17 protein-coding genes are annotated in these 21,246 nt (G+C 55.6%); 7 read left to right on the top strand and 10 right to left on the bottom strand.

Annotated features, from left to right (window positions below; translation table 11 throughout):
- Positions 1-93: 93 nt before the first annotated feature.
- Together malP and malQ are read left to right on the top strand one after the other, a co-directional pair.
- Positions 94-2,496 (top strand): maltodextrin phosphorylase, encoded by a 2,403-nt coding sequence (malP, locus tag ACFL9S_RS22505; protein WP_405264095.1) that lies wholly within the window; start codon positions 94-96, stop codon positions 2,494-2,496.
- 9 nt (positions 2,497-2,505) lie between these two features.
- A complete protein-coding gene (gene malQ, locus ACFL9S_RS22500; RefSeq protein WP_405264094.1) occupies positions 2,506-4,593 on the top strand; it encodes a 4-alpha-glucanotransferase in 2,088 nt (695 codons plus the stop codon).
- Between the two features lie 65 nt (positions 4,594-4,658).
- On the opposite strand, the gene ACFL9S_RS22495 is transcribed toward malQ, so the two are convergent.
- The 5 genes from ACFL9S_RS22495 to malE all read right to left on the bottom strand — a co-directional run bounded on the left by ACFL9S_RS22495 (position 4,659) and on the right by malE (position 10,270).
- Positions 4,659-5,927: a type II toxin-antitoxin system HipA family toxin gene (locus ACFL9S_RS22495; RefSeq protein WP_405264092.1), complete on the bottom strand. Its 1,269-nt coding sequence runs from the start codon at positions 5,925-5,927 to the stop codon at positions 4,659-4,661.
- Entirely contained in the window at positions 5,914-6,252 is a 339-nt protein-coding gene (locus ACFL9S_RS22490) for a helix-turn-helix transcriptional regulator (protein WP_405264091.1), read from the bottom strand. Before ACFL9S_RS22490 ends, ACFL9S_RS22495 begins: the two co-directional genes overlap by 14 nt.
- A gap of 255 nt (positions 6,253-6,507) precedes the next feature.
- Complete coding sequence (malG, locus tag ACFL9S_RS22485; RefSeq protein ID WP_405264090.1) at positions 6,508-7,398, bottom strand: maltose ABC transporter permease MalG; 891 nt, start codon at positions 7,396-7,398, stop codon at positions 6,508-6,510.
- A gap of 13 nt (positions 7,399-7,411) precedes the next feature.
- On the bottom strand, positions 7,412-8,977 hold the full coding sequence (gene malF / locus ACFL9S_RS22480; protein ID WP_405264089.1) for a maltose ABC transporter permease MalF: 1,566 nt from the start codon (positions 8,975-8,977) through the stop codon (positions 7,412-7,414).
- A gap of 78 nt (positions 8,978-9,055) precedes the next feature.
- On the bottom strand, positions 9,056-10,270 hold the full coding sequence (gene malE / locus ACFL9S_RS22475) for a maltose/maltodextrin ABC transporter substrate-binding protein MalE (protein WP_405264088.1): 1,215 nt from the start codon (positions 10,268-10,270) through the stop codon (positions 9,056-9,058).
- Between the two features lie 377 nt (positions 10,271-10,647).
- On the opposite strand from malE, the gene malK reads away from it, so the two are divergent.
- The 3 genes from malK (at position 10,648) to malM (ending at position 14,189) form a co-directional block, all read left to right on the top strand.
- A complete protein-coding gene (gene malK, locus ACFL9S_RS22470) occupies positions 10,648-11,757 on the top strand; it encodes a maltose/maltodextrin ABC transporter ATP-binding protein MalK (protein WP_405264086.1) in 1,110 nt (369 codons plus the stop codon).
- A 25-nt stretch (positions 11,758-11,782) separates the two neighbouring features.
- The gene (locus ACFL9S_RS22465) at positions 11,783-13,081 is read left to right on the top strand and encodes a maltoporin (protein WP_405264085.1); all 1,299 of its coding nucleotides are present in this window, start codon (positions 11,783-11,785) and stop codon (positions 13,079-13,081) included.
- Between the two features lie 217 nt (positions 13,082-13,298).
- Positions 13,299-14,189, top strand: coding sequence for a maltose operon protein MalM (gene malM / locus ACFL9S_RS22460; RefSeq protein WP_405264084.1), 891 nt, complete (start codon positions 13,299-13,301; stop codon positions 14,187-14,189).
- A 36-nt stretch (positions 14,190-14,225) separates the two neighbouring features.
- On the opposite strand, the gene ACFL9S_RS22455 is transcribed toward malM, so the two are convergent.
- Positions 14,226-14,864 carry a DUF4431 domain-containing protein gene (locus ACFL9S_RS22455; RefSeq protein ID WP_405264083.1) on the bottom strand — a complete coding sequence of 213 codons (639 nt, stop codon included), beginning with the start codon at positions 14,862-14,864 and terminating at the stop codon, positions 14,226-14,228.
- A gap of 231 nt (positions 14,865-15,095) precedes the next feature.
- Here ACFL9S_RS22455 and ACFL9S_RS22450 point away from each other — a divergent pair, with 231 nt between their 5' ends.
- Positions 15,096-15,653 carry a YecA family protein gene (locus tag ACFL9S_RS22450; protein ID WP_405264082.1) on the top strand — a complete coding sequence of 186 codons (558 nt, stop codon included), beginning with the start codon at positions 15,096-15,098 and terminating at the stop codon, positions 15,651-15,653.
- A 46-nt stretch (positions 15,654-15,699) separates the two neighbouring features.
- Here ACFL9S_RS22450 and nlpA read toward each other — a convergent pair whose 3' ends face one another.
- Together nlpA and ACFL9S_RS22440 are read right to left on the bottom strand one after the other, a co-directional pair.
- Positions 15,700-16,503, bottom strand: a complete 804-nt coding sequence (nlpA, locus tag ACFL9S_RS22445; protein ID WP_405264109.1) for a lipoprotein NlpA — start codon at positions 16,501-16,503, stop codon at positions 15,700-15,702.
- 144 nt (positions 16,504-16,647) lie between these two features.
- Positions 16,648-16,905 carry a helix-turn-helix domain-containing protein gene (locus tag ACFL9S_RS22440; protein WP_405264081.1) on the bottom strand — a complete coding sequence of 86 codons (258 nt, stop codon included), beginning with the start codon at positions 16,903-16,905 and terminating at the stop codon, positions 16,648-16,650.
- A 121-nt stretch (positions 16,906-17,026) separates the two neighbouring features.
- Here ACFL9S_RS22440 and ACFL9S_RS22435 point away from each other — a divergent pair, with 121 nt between their 5' ends.
- A complete protein-coding gene (locus ACFL9S_RS22435; RefSeq protein WP_405264080.1) occupies positions 17,027-17,365 on the top strand; it encodes a helix-turn-helix domain-containing protein in 339 nt (112 codons plus the stop codon).
- A 68-nt stretch (positions 17,366-17,433) separates the two neighbouring features.
- Here ACFL9S_RS22435 and ampH read toward each other — a convergent pair whose 3' ends face one another.
- Positions 17,434-18,609: a D-alanyl-D-alanine-carboxypeptidase/endopeptidase AmpH gene (ampH, locus tag ACFL9S_RS22430; RefSeq protein WP_405264079.1), complete on the bottom strand. Its 1,176-nt coding sequence runs from the start codon at positions 18,607-18,609 to the stop codon at positions 17,434-17,436.
- A gap of 93 nt (positions 18,610-18,702) precedes the next feature.
- Entirely contained in the window at positions 18,703-20,997 is a 2,295-nt protein-coding gene (gene opgB / locus ACFL9S_RS22425) for a phosphatidylglycerol--membrane-oligosaccharide glycerophosphotransferase (RefSeq protein WP_405264078.1), read from the bottom strand.
- Positions 20,998-21,246 lie beyond the last annotated feature (249 nt).

The raw sequence follows: 21,246 nt of genomic DNA, 5'->3' as shown, positions 1-21,246 counted from the left end.
TGTCCGTGTCCAAACTGGCCGCGACAATGACGCCTACTGGGATAGGCTCTAACACTCTACTTTCCGCCAAATTCCCGAATAAAGAGGCATGTCATGCAGGTGACCTTAGATAAAACGCAATTTACCGCCGCGCTGAAACGCCAGTGGCAGGGCTTCGGTTTACAGCAGGCGCAGGATATGACGCCCCATCAGTGGTGGCAGGCGACCAGCGCAGCATTATCAGAACAGCTGAACGCGCAGCCTGCGCCAGCACGGACGGAACAGCCGCAGCGCCATGTGAACTACATTTCGATGGAATTTCTGATTGGCCGTCTGACGGCCAACAACCTGATTAACCTCGGCTGGTATGACACGGTCAGCCAGGTGCTGAAAGAGCAGGGCGTAGCGCTGGCCGATGTGCTGGAGCAGGAAACCGATCCGGCGCTGGGTAACGGCGGGCTGGGGCGTCTGGCTGCCTGTTTCCTCGATTCAATGGCCACCGTCGGGCAGCCCGCGACCGGCTACGGCCTGAATTATCAGTACGGCCTGTTCCGCCAGTCCTTTAAGGAAGGCCAGCAGCAGGAAGCGCCGGATAACTGGCATCGCGAAAGCTATCCGTGGTTCAGCCACAACAGCACACTGTCCGTCGATGTGGCCTTCGGCGGCAAGCTGGTGAAGGATGCGCAGGGCGCAGAACAGTGGCAGCCCGCGTTTACGCTGCGCGGCGAAGCCTGGGATCTGCCGGTGGTGGGGTATCAAAATGGGGTGACCCAGCCGCTGCGTCTGTGGCAGGCCACCGACGTACATCCGTTCGATCTGACGCTGTTTAACGACGGTGCGTTCCTGAAGGCGGAACAGAAAGGTATCGACGCCGCGAAACTCACGAAAGTGCTGTATCCGAATGATAACCACGATGCCGGGAAACGCCTGCGCCTGATGCAGCAGTATTTCCAGTGCGCCTGTTCGGTGGCCGACATTCTGCGCCGTCATCACTTCCTCGGGCGCAAAATCCAGGATCTGCCCGCGTATGAAGTGATCCAGCTGAACGACACCCACCCGACGATTGCCATCCCGGAGCTGCTGCGCATCCTGCTTGACGAGCACCAGCTGGAGTGGGAGGCGGCCTGGGCGATCGTCCAGAAAACCTTCGCCTACACCAACCATACCCTGATGCCGGAAGCGCTGGAGTGCTGGGATGAAAAACTGGTACGCAGCCTGCTGCCGCGCCACTTCTCGCTGATCAAAACCATCAACGCCCACTTTAAAAAAGTGGTGGCAAAACAGTGGCCGGGCGACAAGGCGGTGTGGGAAAAACTCTCGGTACACCAGAACCGTCAGGTGCGCATGGCTAACCTGTGCGTGGTCAGCGGCTTTGCGGTGAACGGCGTGGCGGCACTGCACTCTGAGCTGGTGGTGAAAGATCTGTTCCCGGAATATCACCAGCTGTGGCCGAATAAATTCCATAACGTCACTAACGGCATCACCCCGCGTCGCTGGTTAAAACAGTGTAACCCGGCGCTCTCCTCGCTGATCGATGACACGCTGAAAACCGAATGGGTGAATGATCTTGATGCGCTGAAAGGGCTGGAGCCTTTCGCCGATGATGCGGCATTCTGCCAGCGTTATCAGCAGATTAAGCGTGAAAACAAAATCAAACTGGCTGCATACGTGAAGCAGGTCACCGGGATTGCACTCAATGCGGAGGCGATTTTCGACGTGCAGATCAAACGTCTGCATGAGTACAAACGTCAGCATCTTAACCTGCTGCACATCCTGTCGCTCTACCGCCAGCTGCGCGATAACCCGGAAATGGACCTGGCACCGCGCGTCTTCCTGTTTGGCGCCAAAGCGGCACCGGGCTATTTTCTGGCGAAAAACATTATCTACGCCATCAATCAGGTGGCAGAGAAGATCAATCACGATCCGCTGGTGCGCGATCGCCTGAAAGTGGTGTTTATCCCGGATTACCGCGTCTCGGTGGCGGAGCTGATGATCCCGGCGGCGGATGTCTCCGAGCAGATCTCCACCGCAGGCAAAGAGGCGTCCGGCACCGGCAATATGAAGCTGGCGCTCAATGGCGCGCTGACCGTCGGCACCCTTGACGGCGCCAACGTGGAGATCGCCGAACAGGTGGGCGAAGAGAATATCTTTATCTTTGGCAATACGGTCGATCAGGTCAAAGCCTTGCAGGCCAGCGGCTACGATCCGCTGGCGATCCGCAAAAAAGATAAGCATCTGGACAGCATCCTGAAAGAGCTGGAAAACGGCTTCTTCAGCAATGGCGATAAGCAGGCGTTCAGCCTGATGCTCGACAGCCTTCTGGACGGTGGTGACCCGTATCTGGTGCTGGCCGACTTCGCGGATTATTGTGCCGCGCAGCAGAAAGTGGATGCCCTGTATCGCAACCGCGACGAATGGACGCGCAAAACCATCCTCAATACCGCCCGCGTTGGAATGTTCAGTTCAGACCGTTCGATCCGCGATTATCAGCAGCGCATCTGGCAGGCGAAACGCTAAGGAGTTCCCATGGAGCACAACACACTGGAGCAGGCTGCCAGGGACGCGGGGATCTCCTCCGGTTTTATCAATGCGCATGGCCAGCAGCAGGCAATTGCAGCGGAAACCAAGCGCGAGCTGTTAAGTGCGATGGGCTGGACGGGGGACCGCCATCAGGTTGCTACGCCGGTGCCGGGGGTGAAAGTCTTCGTCGCGGGTCAGCGTCTGGCGCTGCCAGTGGAGGGCGACGGTGAATACCTCTGGACACTGCAACTGGAGAGTGGTGCCACCCAGCGCGGCCGGATTAGCGGCAAAATGACGCTGGCGCTGGCGGGGAAAATTCCGCCCGGCTATCACCAGCTGACCCTGACGCAGGATGCACAGACGTGGGATTGCCGGGTGATTGTCGCCCCGAAGCGCTGCTATGAACCGGATGCGTTGCTGGCCGGAAAAAAACTGTGGGGAGCGTGTGTGCAGCTTTACACGTTGCGCTCGGACAATAACTGGGGCATTGGCGATTTCGGCGATTTAAATCTGCTGCTGAAAAAGATTGCCGAACGCGGCGGTGCCTTTGTCGGGCTGAACCCGATCCATGCGCTTTATCCGGCCAATCCGGCGGCGGCCAGCCCTTACAGTCCGTCGTCACGTCGCTGGCTGAACGTGATGTATATCGACGTCAGCGCGGTGGACGATTTCAGACAGAGCGAGGCGGCACAGCGCTGGTGGCAGTTGCCCGCAACGCAGCAGCGCGTCACGGCGGCGCGTGCCAGTCGCGAGGTGGATTACACGGGAGTGATGCCGCTCAAGCTGGAAGGTCTGCGCCTGGCGTACGCACATTTCCTCGGGCGCAAGCCGCAGGATGCGCAGGTCAAAGCGCTGGCACACTTTACCCGCCAGGGCGGGGAGAGCCTCTGGTTACAGGCAGCCTTTGATGCCTTGTATGCGCACCTGGTGAAAGAGAACGGGGTGGCACTCGGGTGGAACCACTGGCCCGAACAGTATCATGATGCGCGCGGCCCGGCCGTGCGGGCGTTCTGCGAGCAGCACGCGCAGGAGGTGGAATTTTATCTGTGGTTACAGTGGCTGGCGGAAACCCAGTTCGCACAGTGCTATCACACCAGCCAGCAGCAGCAGATGTCGATGGGGCTGTATCGCGATCTGGCGGTCGGCGTGGTGGGCGGCGGGTCTGAAACCTGGAGCGATGGCGAGTTGTATTGCCTGAAGGCCTCGGTGGGGGCGCCGCCGGATATCCTTGGCCCGCTGGGCCAGAACTGGGATCTGCGCCCGATGGATCCGCATGTGATGGTCAATCGTGGCTATCAGCCGTTCATCGATCTGCTGCGTGCCAATATGACCCACTGCGGCGCATTGCGTATTGATCATGTGATGGCGCTGCTGCGTCTGTGGTGGATCCCGGCGGGCGAGATGGCAGATAAAGGGGCGTATGTTCACTATCCGGTTGACGATCTGCTGGCGATCCTCGCGCTGGAGAGCCAGCGCCATCGCTGTATGGTGATTGGCGAAGATCTGGGGACGGTGCCGGTGGAGATCGTCAGCAAGCTGCGTGAAGGCGGGGTTTACTCCTACAAGGTGCTCTATTTCGAGCGCGATGAAGAGAACAACTTCCGTGCGCCGCAGTCGTATCCGGTGCAGGCGATGGCGACCATCACCACGCACGATCTGCCGACGCTGCGCGGTTACTGGCAGGCTGACGATCTGGCGCTGGGGAAATCCCTCGGGCTGTATCGCGATGAGAGCGTGTTGCAGGAGCTGTATCTCGACCGGGCGCGGGCGCGTCAGGGGCTGCTCGACGGGCTGCATCACTACGACTGCATTCCGAAGAAAACCGGGCGCCATGCAGAACTGATGGCGATGACACCGGTGATTAACCGTGGGTTACAGCGCTATGTGGCCGACAGCGCCAGTGCGCTGCTGGGCTTGCAGCCGGAGGACTGGCTGGATATGGCGACGCCGGTGAACGTGCCGGGCACCAGCAATGAGTATCCCAACTGGCGGCGTAAGCTCTCCCATACGCTGGAGGAAATGTTTGCGGATGACCAGGTCAATAAGCTGATTAAAGACCTGGATAAACGGCGGCGTAAGGTGTCGGTGAGCTGAGGTTAGTGCCGTAAAAAGAGGGTTCCTGCGGGTGGGGGAACCCTTTTTTGTTGTGAAAAAAATATCTATTCCACTTCAAGTGAGAAAGGATTCATAAATTGCCTGCCCCATAACAGGCTACGGTCCACGTCGCTCAGATGAGCTTCATCGCAAACGGAATGCCAGTTATCTTCGATAATACTGATTTGTTGTTCAAAAATATTCCGGGCTTCTTTTTGCGTTAATAAAAAAGCCTGTGAAGCGGCAAGGCAGGTTTTCAGACGGCTGAGGTTATTATTTCCTGAAATGAGCATCGCCTGAGATGCCTCGTTATCGGCTCTGCCCTGTGGGCAAATATCATAGGCCGGGGTCAGACTCAGCGTTTTGCCATCCCAAAAAGCAGCATGGTTTCGCGCGTGATCATCCGTGTTGCCACAGAGAATGTTAAAGACCAGTCTGGAAAACAGTTCTTTTAAGGTGGCTGTCGGTTTGTTAAAACGTCGGCGAATAATCTCGGCGAACTCTTCGTAGCTGGCATAACGCGCCATCATGTCATCAAGACCAAATAATGTGAGTGCGGAAACCATACATTTTCGAGTCCAGCCCTCACCATGATTCACCCGGTCGAATCGCTCGATAAGCAGTACATCTTTACCGGATGCCTGGACCATTTTTACTGGGGCGGCATTCAGCCCAACCCGTGTTGCAAGGCGCATAGCGATAAATTCGGCTTTGACTACGCTGTAGAGGTCTGTTCCCGATGAAAATTTCGCGACGTATTTACATCCCCCGTCTTCTATCAACGCTTTAGGGCGAGCACCGCCAATCGAACTGCCGTGAAAAAGCGCCTGATCCAAATCAGGAGTCAATGCTATTCCTCTTTCAACACGCTCTGCGGACTCAAGTAACTCCTCAATTCTGACGTTATTGACTGAACGAGGCACATATTCGGTCGGCGAACGCTGAAAATCCAGTGCACCAATTCGGTCCGAGCCAGATTCCAGTAAATAAGTCAGCTCATCTAAGCTATTGGTGTCAGTCTGGGCTCCTTTTTTCCCTAACTTTTTATTGATAATCACCCTTCGCCCCCATGCATCTGGGGCCGCATCCCGTAAACAGCCAAAAAAATTAAGCCCTGTGGGTCGCGAAATAATGCCTTTTTTTAAAGGAAGCTCTGGTTCATAAATCGATATTGACGCCTGGTGATCATGTTGGCGTTCCAGGTAGCTTCTGCCGTAATTGAACTCGATATCTTTTCCATCCGCTACGAGCTTGCCTGCGACGATGGGATGTATATCACCCGGAAGCCAAATCCAGACAAAAGCCTCAGTATCCTTACCTCTAGAAGTCATCATCTATTTCCTTATGTTTTTTGCGAACCGATTTCGGCATCAATGCCAGTTTGTCTTCCGTATGTCGGAGATGACGTGTGAGCGAGTTTTCGTCAGCATCGAACAATCTGACGCCGACAATGGCCGCGACTTCAAAAAATACACCGATTTCACATCTCAGATCGCCTTTCTCGATGCGTTGCAGAAGGCCTCTGGAGATCCCCACACGCTCTGCCACTTCCAGTGTTGTCAGTTTTTTTTCCAGGCGGGCTGTGCGAACCAATCCGCTGAGTAATGAAACTGCTTCACGGGTGTATCGGGAATAAGTACGAACTCTTGCATGGGTCATAGTGTCTTGATGCCTTGTGGGAAATGCCGTCACTTCGTACGTAATTCATACAGAAATACGCTATGCTTAATCGCTGTCCTTGTCAATTAAGTGATCTATATATAAATCACAAAGAGGTCTTGTGGTCTATATGTAGATCAAATTATCTATTTTATAAGCACAAAAAAAGGCGGCTTATTCAGCCGCCCAAGACACAGGGATTCAAACAAGTCATACACCCATTGCTGGGATTAAGCGCATACGTTCTTACATCCGTTAACCTTTCACCCCGCCCGCCGTTAAGCCACCTACCAGCCAGCGCTGGGCAATCAGGAACACTGCCGTAATCGGGATGGCGGAAAGAATGGCCGCTGCTGCGAAATCGCCCCACAGGTAGTTTTGCGGGTTGAGGTACTGCTGCATCCCCACCGCCAGCGTGTAGCTGTTTACATCACGCAGCAGCAGAGAGGCCACCGGCACTTCGGTAATGGCGGCGATAAACGACAGAATAAACACCACCGCCAGAATCGGTACCGACAGCGGAAGCAGCACCAGGCGGAACGCCTGCCACGGTGAGGCACCGTCCAGGGCGGCGGCTTCCTCCAGCGAGCTGTCGATGGTTTCGAAATAGCCTTTGATCGTCCACACATGCAGGGCGATGCCGCCCATATAAGCGAAGATCACCCCGCCATGCGTGTTCAGCCCGAGGAACGGAATGTAAATGCCCAGGCGATCAAACAGGGCGTACAAGGCCACCAGCGACAGCACCGCCGGAAACATCTGGAAGATCAGCATGCCTTTGAGCAGCGAACTTTTGCCACGAAACTTCATGCGGGCAAAGGCGTAAGCGCAGGTGGTGGAGAGCGCGACGATCCCTACCGCCGTGATCCCGGCGATTTTGATCGAGTTCCACAACCACAGCAGCACCGGGAACGGTGGCGGCGTCAGGCTGCCATCACTGTTCGTCACGGTGATCCCCAGCGCCAGCTTCCAGTGATCCCACGAGACCTGATCCGGGATCAGGCTGCCCGTCGCAAAGTTGCCCGGGCGCAGCGAGATGGTAAACACCATCAGCAGCGGGAACAGGATCAGCGCCAGAAAGCTCAGCAGTAACAGATGCGTGACCAGCAGCCTGACTTTTTGCGACCTCGGTTTTACCATTGCCATTGTCTGTTTCTCCTTAGTCGAATTTCATGCGTGACGCTTTGAGGTTAACGATAGCCAGCGCGCCCACCAGCAGGAAGATCAGCGTGGCAATGGCCGCAGCCAGCCCGAAGTCCTGCCCGCCGCCGCCTTCAAAGGCAATGCGGTAGGTGTAGCTCACCAGCAGGTCGGTATGCCCGGCCGGGGTGGTGGTGCCGAGCATATCCGGTCCGCCGTTGGTCAGCAGTTGGATCAGCACGAAGTTATTAAAGTTAAAGGCGAAACTGGCGATCATCAACGGCGTCAGGGGTTTGATCAGCAGCGGCAGCGTGATGCGGAAGAAGTTCTGCATCGGCGTTGCGCCGTCCATCGCTGAGGCCTCGTAAAGATCGTCCGGGATGGCTTTCAGCAGGCCCATACACAGGATCATCATGTACGGATACCCCAGCCAGGTATTGACGATGATGATCATGCTTTTCGCGGTCCAGGGATCGCTGAACCACGCCGGTTTAATGCCAAACAGCGCGTTCAGCATCAGGTTGATTTCCCCGAAGCTCTGATTAAACAGCCCTTTGAAAATCAGAATGGAGATAAACGCCGGAACCGCATAAGGCAGGATCAGCAGGATGCGGTACACCGCTTTGCCTTTCAGCTCCTCCCACTGCACCACGCAGGCCAGCACCATGCCGACGGCCACGGTCAGCACCACGGTGAGCAGCGCGAAAATCACTGTCCAGACAAAGATCGACAGGAAAGGCTTCTGGATGCCGTCATCATGCAGCACGCGCAGGAAGTTGCCCCAGCCGATGCCGACGGTAAAGCCGGGGCTGAGTTTTTCAGCCTGCCATTCGCCCTGGGCGTTCACCGCCTGATAAAACCCGGTTTCCCGGTTCGGCTGATAGACCACGCCGGACTGCGCATCCGTCAGCTGCTGGTTCTCTGTATTCAGCCGGTAGAGTGGCTGCGTACCGGAGAACTGGCGCAGGGAGCTCATGCGCAGGGTGGTGTCATCGGGCAATCTGGCGCTTAACTGGCCGAGCGCCTGACGGTTTTGGGTCACCACGCGTAGCCCGGCTTTTTCACCCGTTGGCGCAGCCTGTGGCGTCATCGCCAGTGTTTGCGGTGCCGACGCGTTAAAGGCGAAAGGCGGAGAGACCAGCACCTCACCGCTGTCCGGGGACGTCAGGGCCAGCTGCCACTGTTCTCCGGCCGGATAGAGGGCAAAGTTCAGTGCTTTTCCGCCCTGGAATTCACGTTCCATCAGAACTGACTGCGCACGTTCAAACGTCAGCTGGTTGGTGCTGCTGTAGTTGGTAAACGCAATCGCAATGGTGCAGACCAGCGGGAACAGCACAAATAACGCCATCCCGGCCAGGCCAGGATAGACGTAGCGCCACGAATACGCGCGGCGGTTAGCGTAAATGTACAGGCCGGTACTGGAGAGGATCAGCGCCAGAACGGCAAAGAGATATTCACCCTGCGCATACATCAGCACGATCAGATAACCGGTTAAGCAGGCGAGCAGGCCAACGGCCAGCCATTTTATCACCTGACGCAACGGCCAATTTTTTTCAGCGGTCAGACCGGTTTGGGCTACTGGCATAGGGGCTATCCTTGTAGTAACGGCAGGGAGCTGGCTTGCTCCGTGCCGTTTATTTCATTACCTCAACGGCATCAGGCATTACTTGGTAATGCGTGTCTCGACGTCCTTCAGCGCCTGCTCAACGGTCTGACGGCCATTGACTGCGTTAATGATGGCGCTACGCTCGGCATACCAGAACGCGCTCATCTGCGGGATATTTGGCATGATTTCGCCATTTTTTGAGTTCGCCATGGTGGCGGCGATGCGCGGATCTTTCTCCAGCTGCGCCTGATAGGATTTCAGCGCCACTGCGCCCAGCGGTTTGTCTTTATTGACAGCGCTCAGGCCATCGTTGGTGATCAGGTAGTTTTCCAGGAACTCTTTCGCCAGTTCTTTATTCGGGCTGGCGGCATTGATACCGGCGGTCAGCACGCCCACGAACGGCTTAGACGCTTTGCCGTGGAAGGTGGGCAGCAGGGCCACGCCATAGTTGATTTTACTCTTGTCGAGATTCGACCACGCCCACGGACCGTCGATGGTCATGGCGGTCTGGCCTTTATTAAAGGCGGCTTCGGCGATGGAGTAGTCGGTGTCGGCGTTGATGTGTTTGTTTTTCACTAAGTCAATGATGAACTGTAAGCCCGCTTTGGCACCGTCATTGTTCACGCCAGTGTCTTTGATGTTGTATTTGCCGTGCTCATATTTATAGGCATAACCGCCGTCCGCCGCGATGACGGGCCAGGTGAAGTAGGGTTCCTGCAGGTTCCACATGATGGCGCTTTTGCCTTTCGCCCGCAGCGAGGTGTCCAGTGCCGGGATCTCTTCCCAGGTTTTCGGTGCTTCTTTGATCAGGTCTTTGTTATAAATCAGCGACAACGCCTCTACCGCGACCGGGTAACCGATCAGCTTGCCGTTGAAGGTGACGGCATCCCAGGTGAACGGGAAAATCTTCTCTTTAAAGGCCGCATCCGGGTTGATCTCAGCCAGCAGGCCAGACTGTGCGTAACCGCCGAAGCGATCGTGCGCCCAGAAAATGATGTCAGGGCCGCCGCCGGTCGCCGCCACCTGTGGGTATTTTTCTTCCAGCTTATCCGGGTGTTCGACGGTGACTTTAATGCCGGTGTCTTTTTCAAATTTCTTACCGACTTCCGCCAGGCCGTTATAGCCCTTGTCACCGTTGATCCAGATGACCAGCCTGCCTTCTTCTATTTTGGCAAACGCAGAAGAAGAGAGGATCAGCGTGGCGAGCGCGGTGAGGGCCAGGGTCTGTTTAACGACTTTTTTAACGAAAGGAACCTTGATGCTGAGGGTCATAATCCAATCCTTTTTTATCCTGTTAGGAGTCGGTATTGCTCGTGTCACATGAAGGGATGACAGGGTACGGCGCCAGTGTGGATTCAACCCGTTCAGCCTTCATCATCCCCCCCTCTACGCCCCCGGCTCTCAGAGTGTGATCCCGCCGACACTCTCAGACGTTATGTGGTTAAAGACACAAAATGTGACTTCATTTTTTGCTACCTCGATCACGAATTTGCATGGGGCGGTGAACTTTTAGCCGTTGCCATGAATTGATCGTCCTCCCTGCGCCTCCCCCATGAAAAACATTGTTACGGGTGATTACGTTTACTTGTAACTCCTTCACTCTTTGATGCATCGAGTTTTCTCGCATGCTTCAAGTACAGGAGTTCAGGATGGCGAGCGTTTCCCTTAACAGTGTGTACAAAGCGTTTGGCAAAACCGTGATTTCCAGTGATATCAACCTGGACATACAAGAAGGCGAGTTTGTGGTGTTTGTCGGGCCTTCCGGCTGCGGAAAATCAACGCTTCTGCGCATGATTGCTGGCCTTGAGGACATCACCTTTGGTGAGTTGAAGATCGGCGATAAACGCATGAACGACGTGCCACCCTCAGAGCGTGGTATTGGCATGGTCTTTCAGTCCTACGCGTTATATCCACACCTGTCGGTGGCAGAGAACATGTCTTTCGGCCTGAAGCTGGCCGGGGCAAAGAAAGATGAAATCAATCAGCGGGTCAACCAGGTTTCTGAGGTGCTCCAGCTGGCCCATTTGCTGGAACGCCGCCCCAAAGCCCTGTCCGGTGGGCAGCGGCAGCGCGTGGCGATTGGCCGGACGCTGGTGGCGGAACCGACGGTGTTTCTGCTGGATGAACCGCTGTCTAATCTGGATGCCGCGCTGCGCGTCCAGATGCGTATCGAGATTTCCCGCCTGCATAAGCGCCTCAAGCGCACCATGATTTACGTGACGCACGATCAGGTCGAAGCGATGACGCTGGCCGACAAGATCGTGGTGCTCGATGCCGGGCATATCGCCCAGGTCGGTAAGCCCCTTGAGCTGTATCACTACCCCGCTAACCGCTTTGTCGCCGGGTTTATCGGCTCACCCAAGATGAATTTCCTGCCGGTCAAAGTCACCGGAGCGGAACCCACGCGTGTGCAGGTTGAGCTGCCCAATCGCCAGCAGGTCTGGCTATCCGTGGACGGCACGGAGGTGATCGTCGGCAGCAATCTGTCGCTGGGGATCCGTCCTGAACATCTGCTGCCCAGTGACGTGGCCGAAGTGACGCTGTCGGGTGAGGTCCAGGTGGTTGAGCAACTGGGTAACGAAACACAGATTCATATCCAAATTCCGGCAATTCGTCAGAACCTGGTGTACCGCCAGAATGACGTGGTGCTGGTAGAAGAAGGTGCAACATTCGCCATTGGTTTGCCGCCACACCGTTGTCATCTGTTCCGCGAAGATGGAACAGCTTGTCGTCGGTTACACCCGGAAGCCGGCGTTTAAAGCACGCGATCCCCTACAGGAGAAAATGATGAGAACAATGCGTATTGCTTCCCTGTCGCTGGCAGTGGCTGCTGGTATCCTTTCTACACAAGCGATGGCGGTTGATTTTACCGGTTATGCGCGTTCGGGCATTGGCTGGTCCGGCAGCGGTGGCGAGCAGCAATGTTTCAAAGCAACCGGGGCAGACAGCAAATACCGTCTGGGTAACGAGTGCGAAACCTATGCCGAACTAAAACTGGGTCAGGAAGTGTGGAAAGAAGGGGACAAGAGTTTCTACTTCGATACCAACGTGGCCTATTCCGTATCACAACAGAATGACTGGGAGTCAACCGATCCGGCTTTCCGCGAAGCGAATGTGAAAGGGAAAAACCTGATCGAATGGTTGCCAGGTTCTACCATGTGGGCCGGTAAGCGCTTTTATCAGCGTCATGACGTCCACATGATCGACTTCTACTACTGGGATATTTCAGGCCCGGGTGCGGGTCTGGAAGATATCGATCTCGGTTTTGGTAAGTTGTCTCTGGCAGCGACGCGTAACACGGAAAGCGGCGGGTCGTTCGGCTATATCGCCGACCAGCGTAATGAAGTTGCCACCTCGAATGACGTGTTCGACGTGCGTATTGCCGGGCTGAATACTAACCCAGGCGGCGTGCTGGAGCTGGGCGTGGATTACGGACGTGCTAATGCCCGTGATGGCTACTCCCTGGCGAACGATGCCACCAAAGACGGCTGGTTGCTGACGGCGGAACACACGCAGAGTATCTATAACGGCTTCAACAAGTTTGTTGTGCAGTATGCCGCAGACTCCATGACCGATCCTGGCCAGGGTGCGGCAAACGGCCACTCTAACGGCTCGGCCATCAACAACAACGGCAGCATGCTGCGCGTGCTCGACCACGGTGCCATTGATTTCAATGACACCTGGAGCCTGATGTATGTGGGTATGTATCAGGACGTTGATCGTGATAACAACAACGGCACCACCTGGTACACCGTGGGCGTGCGCCCAATGTACAAATGGACGCCGATCATGAGCACCCTGCTGGAAGTCGGTTACGACAACGTGAAGTCCCAGCGTACCGGGGATAAAAACGGTCAGTATAAAGTCACCCTGGCCCAGCAATGGCAGGCGGGTAACAGCATCTGGTCACGTCCGGCCATCCGCGTGTTCGCCACCTATGCTAACTGGGATGAGAAATGGGGCTATGACACGGATACCGGCACCAGCAATGGTCTGGCGATGAATGACACCAGTGCGCGCACCTTTAGCCGTGGTAACGACGATGAAGTCACCTTCGGTGCGCAAATGGAAATCTGGTGGTAACTTTTTCCTTCCTGTTTCGCGCTGCTGATGCGTTGGCTGCGCGGCCTCGCCCCGGTCACGTAGTGATCTACGCTCCCGGGGACTTGGCCGCTTGCCGCCTTCCAGCAACACGAAACAGTTTGGAAAAAGCTGAGTAATACATTGGCTATAGAAAGTGCTGGCTGGCGGTATATCGCTGGATAGCCGCCAGCCTTCAGGTGATCAAAAGGAAATAACGATGAGAAAAAATCTGCTGTCACTGTGTTTATCGCTGAGTCTGATGGCGCTGGTACCTGCCGCGGGGGTTGCCGCGCAGCAGGATGCCAGTAGCGCACCGGCGATCGCCAGCCAGACCTTACACACGCTTTCATGGACGCCGCTGGTGCCACCAGTGACGCAGGATGTGACGCTCGGCACTGCCAGCGCCACCCTTAATCAGGGGGATATTCAGGGCGCTGTTGCCGCCTTTGCCCTGCCTGCCGACCGTGGCTCGCTTGAAATCACCCTCAGCAGTATTGCGACGGGTAAAACGGTGTATGCGCCGAATGTCTTAGTGCTGGATGAACAGATGCGTCCGGCGGCTTTCTATCCCTCCAGCTACTTCCCGTATCAGCAGCCGGGCATTGTTTCCAGCGATCGTCTGGAGGGCACACTGAAACTGACGCCAGCACTGGGTCAAAAACAAATTTATCTGCTGGTGTACACCACGCGTCAGGATCTGGCAGAGACAACGCAGATGGTGAACCCGGCGAAAGCCTATGCGGCGGGCGTAGGTAATGCCGTGCCGGATATCCCGGACCCGATTGCCCGCCATACCCCGACCGGTATGTTGAGCCTGAAAGTGTCTGCCGAGCAGAAGAGCGGCAACGTGATGATTGGTCAGGTCTTCCCGTCATCCGCGCCAGCGGCGGCACCGGTGATGGTGGGCAGTACCACTCCGGCAGCGGCACCCGCCGTGACGAAACCCGATGCGCCGATGCTCGACGATTCTGAAAGCTACTTTAACGACGCGATTAAGAAGGCGGTGAAAGCGGGTGATGTTGATAAAGCATTGAAACTGCTGGATGAAGCGGAGCGTTTGGGGTCGAAAACGGCACGTAAAACCTTTATCGACAGTGTTAAGCACTGATCTTCAGCCTCCCCGTGCAGGGGAGGTTTTTGTCCGTTATTCCGCCTCCAGTTTCCCCACCCCAATCATCATGGGCGTATGGTGATGGCCCGTCTCGGCAAACAGCAGTGAACCGTTAATGCGCACGCGCTGGCCGATCAGGTGGCGATGGGTTTTATACATGCCAGCCTGCACCAACAGCTGCATCTGCGCCTGGTCTCCCCAGTTGGCGGCATCATCCGCGCACACGGGCTTATCCGCCTGCAATACCCAGTAGACTTCGGCTTCATCCCCTTGCTCAACGCTCTCGTAGTTAGGCGGGCCGGGGTAGGTGATGCGCAGCAGCTTACCGGTCATCGTCACCTCCGTGCCTTCATCCGGGCAGGCGGTGGGGGGCGCGGTGGTCAGCATCTGATATTTTTGCTGTGAACGACGGTACCAGTCGCTCAGGCAGGCGGCGGTCTGGCACTGCTCGCGCAGTGTCCAGTTCTCTTTCGTCATCTGCCGGAATTCACGGCTGTCGCCGCTGGCGGTTTTGGCCTCGCGGTACACTTTTGCCAGCTGTTCGTCCGCCTGGGACAGGGCAGGCGTGGTGCAGATCAGCTTCTCACTGACGCTGCTGGCTTTGGTGCAGTCAAAACTCGCCGCATGGGCGCCCAGGGAAAGAGTGAAGCACAGTAACGCTATCCGTCTCATGGTGTATCCATTGGAATGTTTTTACCGGATTTTAATAGCGCGAACTGCCGCACAGATCCAGTAAAAACGCACGGCCTCAGCCTGGCCGCCATCGGGCAGGGTGGGCGCTCAACCTGGCTGACAGCAAATATAACGTGATGACGGTGGCTTTTTCCCTGCCTGGCAACCAGAATACCCCTCATAAACCGGTAAATGCCGGGTGAAAATCGATATGCGTAGCGAGGTAACATCATGCAACAAGGACCATTGACGGAAGAAGAGCTGGAATTTCTGGACGATATCTTACTGAAATATGGCAGCGACGAGTCGGTGGTGGATGCCTCTGAACTGGATGGCCTGTTCACCGCTATTCTCTCCGGTCCGGTGCTGATTGAGCCGCAGGTCTGGCTGCCGTTGATCTGGGGGGGCGAAGAGAACGACCCGGAATGGGAATCGGATGAAGAGTTCGAGCAGTTTATGGACCTCATTGCCCAGCATATGAACGATATCGCGGATCGCCTCAATGAATATCCTGACCAGTTTGAGCCGCTGTTTGGCCTGAACACGGTGGACGATCAGGAGTTTGTCGTGGTGGAAGACTGGTGCTGCGGTTATCTGAAAGGTGTGGCGCTGGGCGACTGGTCATCACTGCCGGCCACCTTACAGCCTGCGCTGGCGGCGATTGCCCTGCACGGCGAGGAAGAAAACCTCTCCCAGCTGGAAACGCTGACGCCGGAAGCCTACGAGCAGAGCATTGAGGCTATTCGCACGGCGGCCATCAGCCTGCATGCCAAGTGGTTATTGCACTAAGCCACATGTCAGCCACGCGCCTTACTGCGTGGCTGACGCTGTCCGGTTACCAGCCTGCTACCGCACCACCGTTAAAGATCTTATCCGCTGCGGCCGCCACTTCAGGCGACTGCCAGGATTTGATAAAGTCACGCACGTTTGGCGCGTCTTTATTGTCTTCACGGGTCACGATGATATTGACGTATGGCGACTGTTTATCTTCGATAAACACGCTGTCGCGTACCGGGTTCAGGCCGGTTTGTTGCAGGTAGGTGGTGCTGATAATCGCCACGGTCACCTGAGCGTCATCCAGCACGCGCGGCAGCTGCGCACCCTCGATTTCCATAATCTTCAGATGCAGCGGATTGGCCGTAATATCCACCGCCGTTGGCAGCAGTCCGGTATCCGCTTTCAGCGTCACCAGCTTCTCTTTTTGCAACAGCAGCAGCGCGCGCCCGAGGTTGGTCGGGTCGTTCGGAATAGCGATGGTGTCACCGTCTTTCAGCTCGCTAATCTGCTTAATCTTTTTCGAGTAGCCCGCCATCGGGAAAATAAACGTATTGCCGACGGCGACCAGGGTGGTGCCTTTGGCTTTATTGTCCTGTTCCAGGAACGGACGATGCTGGAACACGTTGGCATCGAGATCGCCGTGTGCCGTTGGGTCATTCGGCAGCAGCGAACCGCTGAACCCCACCAGCTCCACCTCCAGACCGTACTTCTCTTTTGCCACTTTTTTTGCCACTTCGGCCACGTCCTGTTCAGCGCCATTGATCACACCGACTTTAATAGAGTGCGCATCGTCATTTTTCTGGTCACAGCCTGCGAGCAGAATGGCCAGCATCAGCGCGGCGGTTTTGACAGTACGGCTCAGAGTAAGATTCACATTATTTTCCTTAATTTCAATAAGCTGAAGGCGTAACAAACAACCGCAAACGGGGCGCGGAGTCAATGTTGTGGCTTATGATAAAAAGGGCGGGGTTATAACCAGAAATTGTAAGCCAGGGCGGGCACGGGATTAAGGTTTTTTGGTCTCAGGATGCCACAGACGCACCTGTTCGGCCAGCTCATCTTCAACGGCGTAAAAATAACAGGACGGTACATCAAGGGCGTCAGCCAGGCGGCACACCAGCTCGAAGTCGGGTACGTGAATACCGCGCTCATATTGATTCATCCGTGCGCTGGCGGTAGCTTCGTCAATCCCCGCTAAGACGCCAAGCTTCTGTTGTGATATCCCTTTCCTTACCCGGGCTTCTTTCAAACGATGTGGCAGCATGTCGATCCTGACGTCTAAATAACTCACTGGATTCTCTTAGCTGCTCATGTAAAATGTACTAAGTATTACTTAGTATCAGATTTGGAAGATAACAGGAGTTGACTGACAAGCAGAGGAAGGCATGAAGAAAAAAACTGATATGCACCCCGCCGATATCGTCGCGGCAATAAAGAAACGGCAGACATCGCTGGCAGAGTTATCACGCAAGGTGGGATTAAGTTCGGGCACACTGGCCAATGCCCTGAAAAGACCCTGGCCAAAAGGCGAGTTCATTATTGCGGCCGCACTGGGAATGCATCCGTCGGAGATATGGCCCAGTCGGTATTATGACAACCGTGGGCGGCTTCTGGCGCGTGAACAACTGTTGCGAAACCCACGCCGATCTCGCGTTACATCGTTACAAGTGGAGGATCTCTGCCAGCCTCAGCCAGTACCCGAAGGTAAGCTCAGCCAGGAGTAAGCGTCTCGCCATGTGCAAGAGGGTTCGCGACAGACGCAGCTGTGACAGCGTCTGTCGCGGGGACCCGATCAGTTCGCCATAATGCTGGCGGCCAGCTGGGCGCTGCCCGACGTATTGCCGATCAGTTCGGTCAGCAGGTTATTCACGCCATCACTCATTGGCGTAAAGCGGGTCTCCGGTGAGCGGGCGACCACGACAAACACGCCGACACTGTACTGCGGCACCATCGCCATATAGGTGATGAAACCGCCGCCGCCGCCGGTTTTTTCAATAATGCCCGGGCGGCCGTCGCGCGGTGCCATATATACCCAACCCATGCCCAGTGCATCGGCGCGGCCTGGCACATCCATCCCGTCCACTTTGGTTAGCTGACTGCGCTGATAAATCATGGTTTGCAGGCGGTCTGCCTGCGGGCTACGGCTGTTAACGTCAGAGGCGAGGAACTGCTGCATCCAGCGCCCCATGTCATCCGGTGTGGAGTAAACGCCGCCGCTGCCGATGGCCGCCAGTGAGTTATTACACGGACTCGGGCTTTTGGCCGGGATCATCAGACGTCCGCACTGCTCAGGGGAAGGCGTAAACGTGGTGTCCTTCATACCCAGAGGGCGGGTGACTTTTTCCTGCAACAGGGCGGGATAGGGTTTGCCCCCGGCGCGGGCCAGTGCATCACCCAGCAGGTCGAAGCCGAGGTTGGAGTAAGCTGCACGCTCACCCGGTGCAAACTTGAGCTGTGAGGTGCGCAGCCAGTTCCAGCGCTGACTGTTGGTCGGCCAGGTAAACACGGCACGGTTCGCTTTTCCGCCGGGTTGTTCTCGCGGCAAGGCGCTGGTGTGGGTGGCCAGGTTAATCAGGCGGATCGGCTGGCCGTTAAAGCTGGGCACATAACTGCCGGGCGGGGCGTATTTACTCAGAGGATCGTTAAGCTGGAGCCGACCCTCTTCGGCCAGTTTGACCATCACTTCGCTGGTCATCAGCTTGCTGAGCGAGGCAATACGCACCAGTGAATCTTTTTGTGGCCGTTGCGCGCTGCCGGGACGTGTGGCTCCACGACTGACAAATATCCGCTGGTTGGCATCAATCGCCACCATTGCCATGCCGCTGGCTTTGGTGTTGTAGAAAATATTGTCGGCGTAGCGTTCGACCGTCTGCGACGCCAGCAGCGGATCGGGCTTAGATTGTGCCTGGCTTTGCAGTGGCAGGGCCAGTGCAGGGAGCAGCAGAAAAGCATAAAGCGATGATTTCAAAAGGCGTGCATCCCTGTCAGTAAATGGATAACGCCTTATAGTAGATTTTCTGATTTTATCTGCAAGTCTTTCCTGTGGGGAAAACGTGCCCTGTCAGGGCTGCGGGGTCACCCGCAGGCTGACAAGGCCAATGCCCAGTTTCCGGGCAGCAAAGCCATCAATGATACCCACGTCGGACTCTACCGGCGCGGGCGGTATGATGACGATGTTGCGCACGTTACCGGGATTATTGACCTGAAGCGTTAGCGTGCTGTCCTGCTCACCAAACGTCACCTGCTGCTGCCACTCGCCCACCTTGATGGTGATCGGCCGCAGGGCATTCTCGCCAAAGGCGCGCGCGGTCAGCGTCAGCGTGAAATTGGCGGGTAACGGCTCCAGATACTGCACGGTAACCTGTGGCAGCAGATTGGCATCAGACCAGCGCCCCCAGGACTCAACCCAGGAGAGGCCCGAGACTTTCTGTACCTGTTGCGGCAGGCCTGGCAGGTTAAACAGAATGCGGTCAGAACGATACTTCAGGTCGACATCAGCAATCTGTAATTGCGTGACGCTGCGTTGATACTGTTCATCGCCCGGCACGGTTTTCGCCGGGAAGGTAATCTTACCCAGTGTGCTGCCCGTCTGAACTTCTGAGATCGTCGGGGCGGTATTCAGCGTGCCGTTCGCCACACACAGGCCGTTGTTCATCGCCAGTTTCTCATTCCATACGCTGCCGATCTTGTAGCAGCGATCAATCCAGACAAACTTTTCATCCGGCGCGAATTTTGCCAACTGCTGTTTCAGCGGCGTGGCAAGCCAGACATCGAGCTTCGGCTCAATTTTTCCGGGCATCACGGAGAGCAGCAGCGGCAGCTTGAAGTGGGAACCGGAGAAACTAAAGGTATTTTTCTCCGTATCAATTTTGTAATCAGAGATGGTTTTCGGGAAGTTCCACAGCTGGATCACGTCCGGTTTCCACTGGTTAATCTTCTCTTTGATATTGAGATAGGTAGTGGAAAGCGACGTTGATGACAGGCTGCTGCGGCCGAGGCCGATAAAGTTGTCGCCGCCCATGGCATCCAGCACCGTGGCACCGTTATCCAGCGTGTTGCGCTTAACGTTAATCACCTGGCTGCTGACATCATCACCGCGCAGCATAAAGAACAGATCGCGGCGATCGTGCTGATTAAGGTATTTAAACGCGGTGTTGTTCATTGCCAGATGATCGGAGCTGACAACAATGATGGTGTTTTTAAAGTACGGCGTGGCACGAATTTTCGCGATAAGTTTGGCGATATGTTCCTGGCCGCAGGCCACGGCAGCGAAGGATTTGTTCTCTTTGCCTTCAAACGGATACGACTTGCGCTGGCAGCTTCGTGAGATAAACCCGTCAGGATGGTGAGTATCCACGGTCAGGGCAAACAACGAGAACGGCTGGTTTTTTTGCGCCAGTTCGAGGTACTTCTCAAACACCACGTCGAGCACGGTGTCGTCATACCAGCCCCAGTCGTTACGGTATTTAGGGTCTTTCACCACCCCTTTCAGTTCGTTAAAACCGTACAGGTGATCAAAGCCGTGGGAAGAGAGGAACAGGTCCTTACCCGCAAAGCTCAGGCTGGCACCCTGATAAAAATAGTTCTCATAGCCTGATGATTTAAGGATATCGCCGAGGCAGACATTCTGCGGATAGAACGCGGAAAGCGAGCTGGAGGCGTTGCCGTCAAACGGTGCAAACAGCGGAATACCGCACTGTGATGCCACCATACCGGCAATGGTGTATTCCGTGCCGGGGAGCTGTTCGGTGTTGCTGAAATCTACCGAGCTGTTTTTGATGTCATTCAGTTCTGGGGCGAGTTTCGGGAAGGCATTGTCATCAAAATAAGTGCGTTCCAGACTCTCTGCGTAGATATAGACCAGATTCGGGTGGTCGCCGCGCAGGGTTTTCCCCGGCACCTGATAGTGGGTGTAAAAATCCGAATCCCCCTTACTGACCTGCGACTTAATCAGCGCGGTCACCTGTTGATAGGCCGGGGTGGTTTTGATTGAGGCCAGCGCCAGCAGCAGTGCCAGCACGCTATAAAGTTGACTGTAGTTGTGGCTTTTTCGCAGTCGTAATACCCAGGATAATAATAAAAAAAGCAGGAATAAACTGATTAATAGCCCGACACCTGGAAGGATGTACTTCTGCAATCCGGCACCGCTCAGACTGCTGGTGATGGTATAAATAACCGCGTCATTAATGCCTTCACCGGTAAAATAGTTACTGGCTAACAGGGAGGCATTAAGAACGATATAGATGCCGAGCAGCGCCAGCACCGCAGAAAACCACAGCTTATGACGCCCTGCCTTCCATGCGTAGAGAGAAGCTGATGCAATAAAAAAGAGTAGCGATAACCATTCTGAAACCATGAGATCGATTTTTACCCTGTCTGTGACGCAATCCTTGTCAGGTGCCTGCGAAGTGATGAATCAAAAATGTAACGAATTAATTTAACGCATCAAATTATCCCTGGCAACATTCGGAGGGGACAGGAAAATGTGGTGATGCAGGCCGCTGGATCACTGTGGTTTAGCCTTCGTTTAAGTTAGCGTGCGGAAATCCGAATAATGGATCAGCAGGGTGTGCTGACGGAGGGGCTTCGACTTTCTGGTCAGGTG

The sequence above is a fragment of the Erwinia sp. AnSW2-5 genome (genome assembly GCF_045107195.1).
Taxonomy (GTDB): Bacteria; Pseudomonadota; Gammaproteobacteria; order Enterobacterales; family Enterobacteriaceae; genus Erwinia.
This window is presented reverse-complemented; position numbering and strand designations above follow the sequence as displayed.

Excerpts from the sequence above, each read along its gene's own strand:
- ACFL9S_RS22465 (WP_405264085.1), top strand. The coding sequence starts at position 11,783 with ATGATGAGAACAATGCGTATTGCTTCCCTGTCGCTGGCAGTGGCTGCT.
- ACFL9S_RS22440 (WP_405264081.1), bottom strand. The coding sequence starts at position 16,905 with ATGCTGCCACATCGTTTGAAAGAAGCCCGGGTAAGGAAAGGGATATCA.
- ACFL9S_RS22435 (WP_405264080.1), top strand. The coding sequence starts at position 17,027 with ATGAAGAAAAAAACTGATATGCACCCCGCCGATATCGTCGCGGCAATA.
- malF (WP_405264089.1), bottom strand. The coding sequence starts at position 8,977 with ATGCCAGTAGCCCAAACCGGTCTGACCGCTGAAAAAAATTGGCCGTTG.
- opgB (WP_405264078.1), bottom strand. The coding sequence starts at position 20,997 with ATGGTTTCAGAATGGTTATCGCTACTCTTTTTTATTGCATCAGCTTCT.
- malP (WP_405264095.1), top strand. The coding sequence starts at position 94 with ATGCAGGTGACCTTAGATAAAACGCAATTTACCGCCGCGCTGAAACGC.
- ACFL9S_RS22450 (WP_405264082.1), top strand. The coding sequence starts at position 15,096 with ATGCAACAAGGACCATTGACGGAAGAAGAGCTGGAATTTCTGGACGAT.
- malE (WP_405264088.1), bottom strand. The coding sequence starts at position 10,270 with ATGACCCTCAGCATCAAGGTTCCTTTCGTTAAAAAAGTCGTTAAACAG.
- malG (WP_405264090.1), bottom strand. The coding sequence starts at position 7,398 with ATGGCAATGGTAAAACCGAGGTCGCAAAAAGTCAGGCTGCTGGTCACG.
- malQ (WP_405264094.1), top strand. The coding sequence starts at position 2,506 with ATGGAGCACAACACACTGGAGCAGGCTGCCAGGGACGCGGGGATCTCC.
- ACFL9S_RS22455 (WP_405264083.1), bottom strand. The coding sequence starts at position 14,864 with ATGAGACGGATAGCGTTACTGTGCTTCACTCTTTCCCTGGGCGCCCAT.
- ACFL9S_RS22495 (WP_405264092.1), bottom strand. The coding sequence starts at position 5,927 with ATGATGACTTCTAGAGGTAAGGATACTGAGGCTTTTGTCTGGATTTGG.
- malK (WP_405264086.1), top strand. The coding sequence starts at position 10,648 with ATGGCGAGCGTTTCCCTTAACAGTGTGTACAAAGCGTTTGGCAAAACC.
- ACFL9S_RS22490 (WP_405264091.1), bottom strand. The coding sequence starts at position 6,252 with ATGACCCATGCAAGAGTTCGTACTTATTCCCGATACACCCGTGAAGCA.
- malM (WP_405264084.1), top strand. The coding sequence starts at position 13,299 with ATGAGAAAAAATCTGCTGTCACTGTGTTTATCGCTGAGTCTGATGGCG.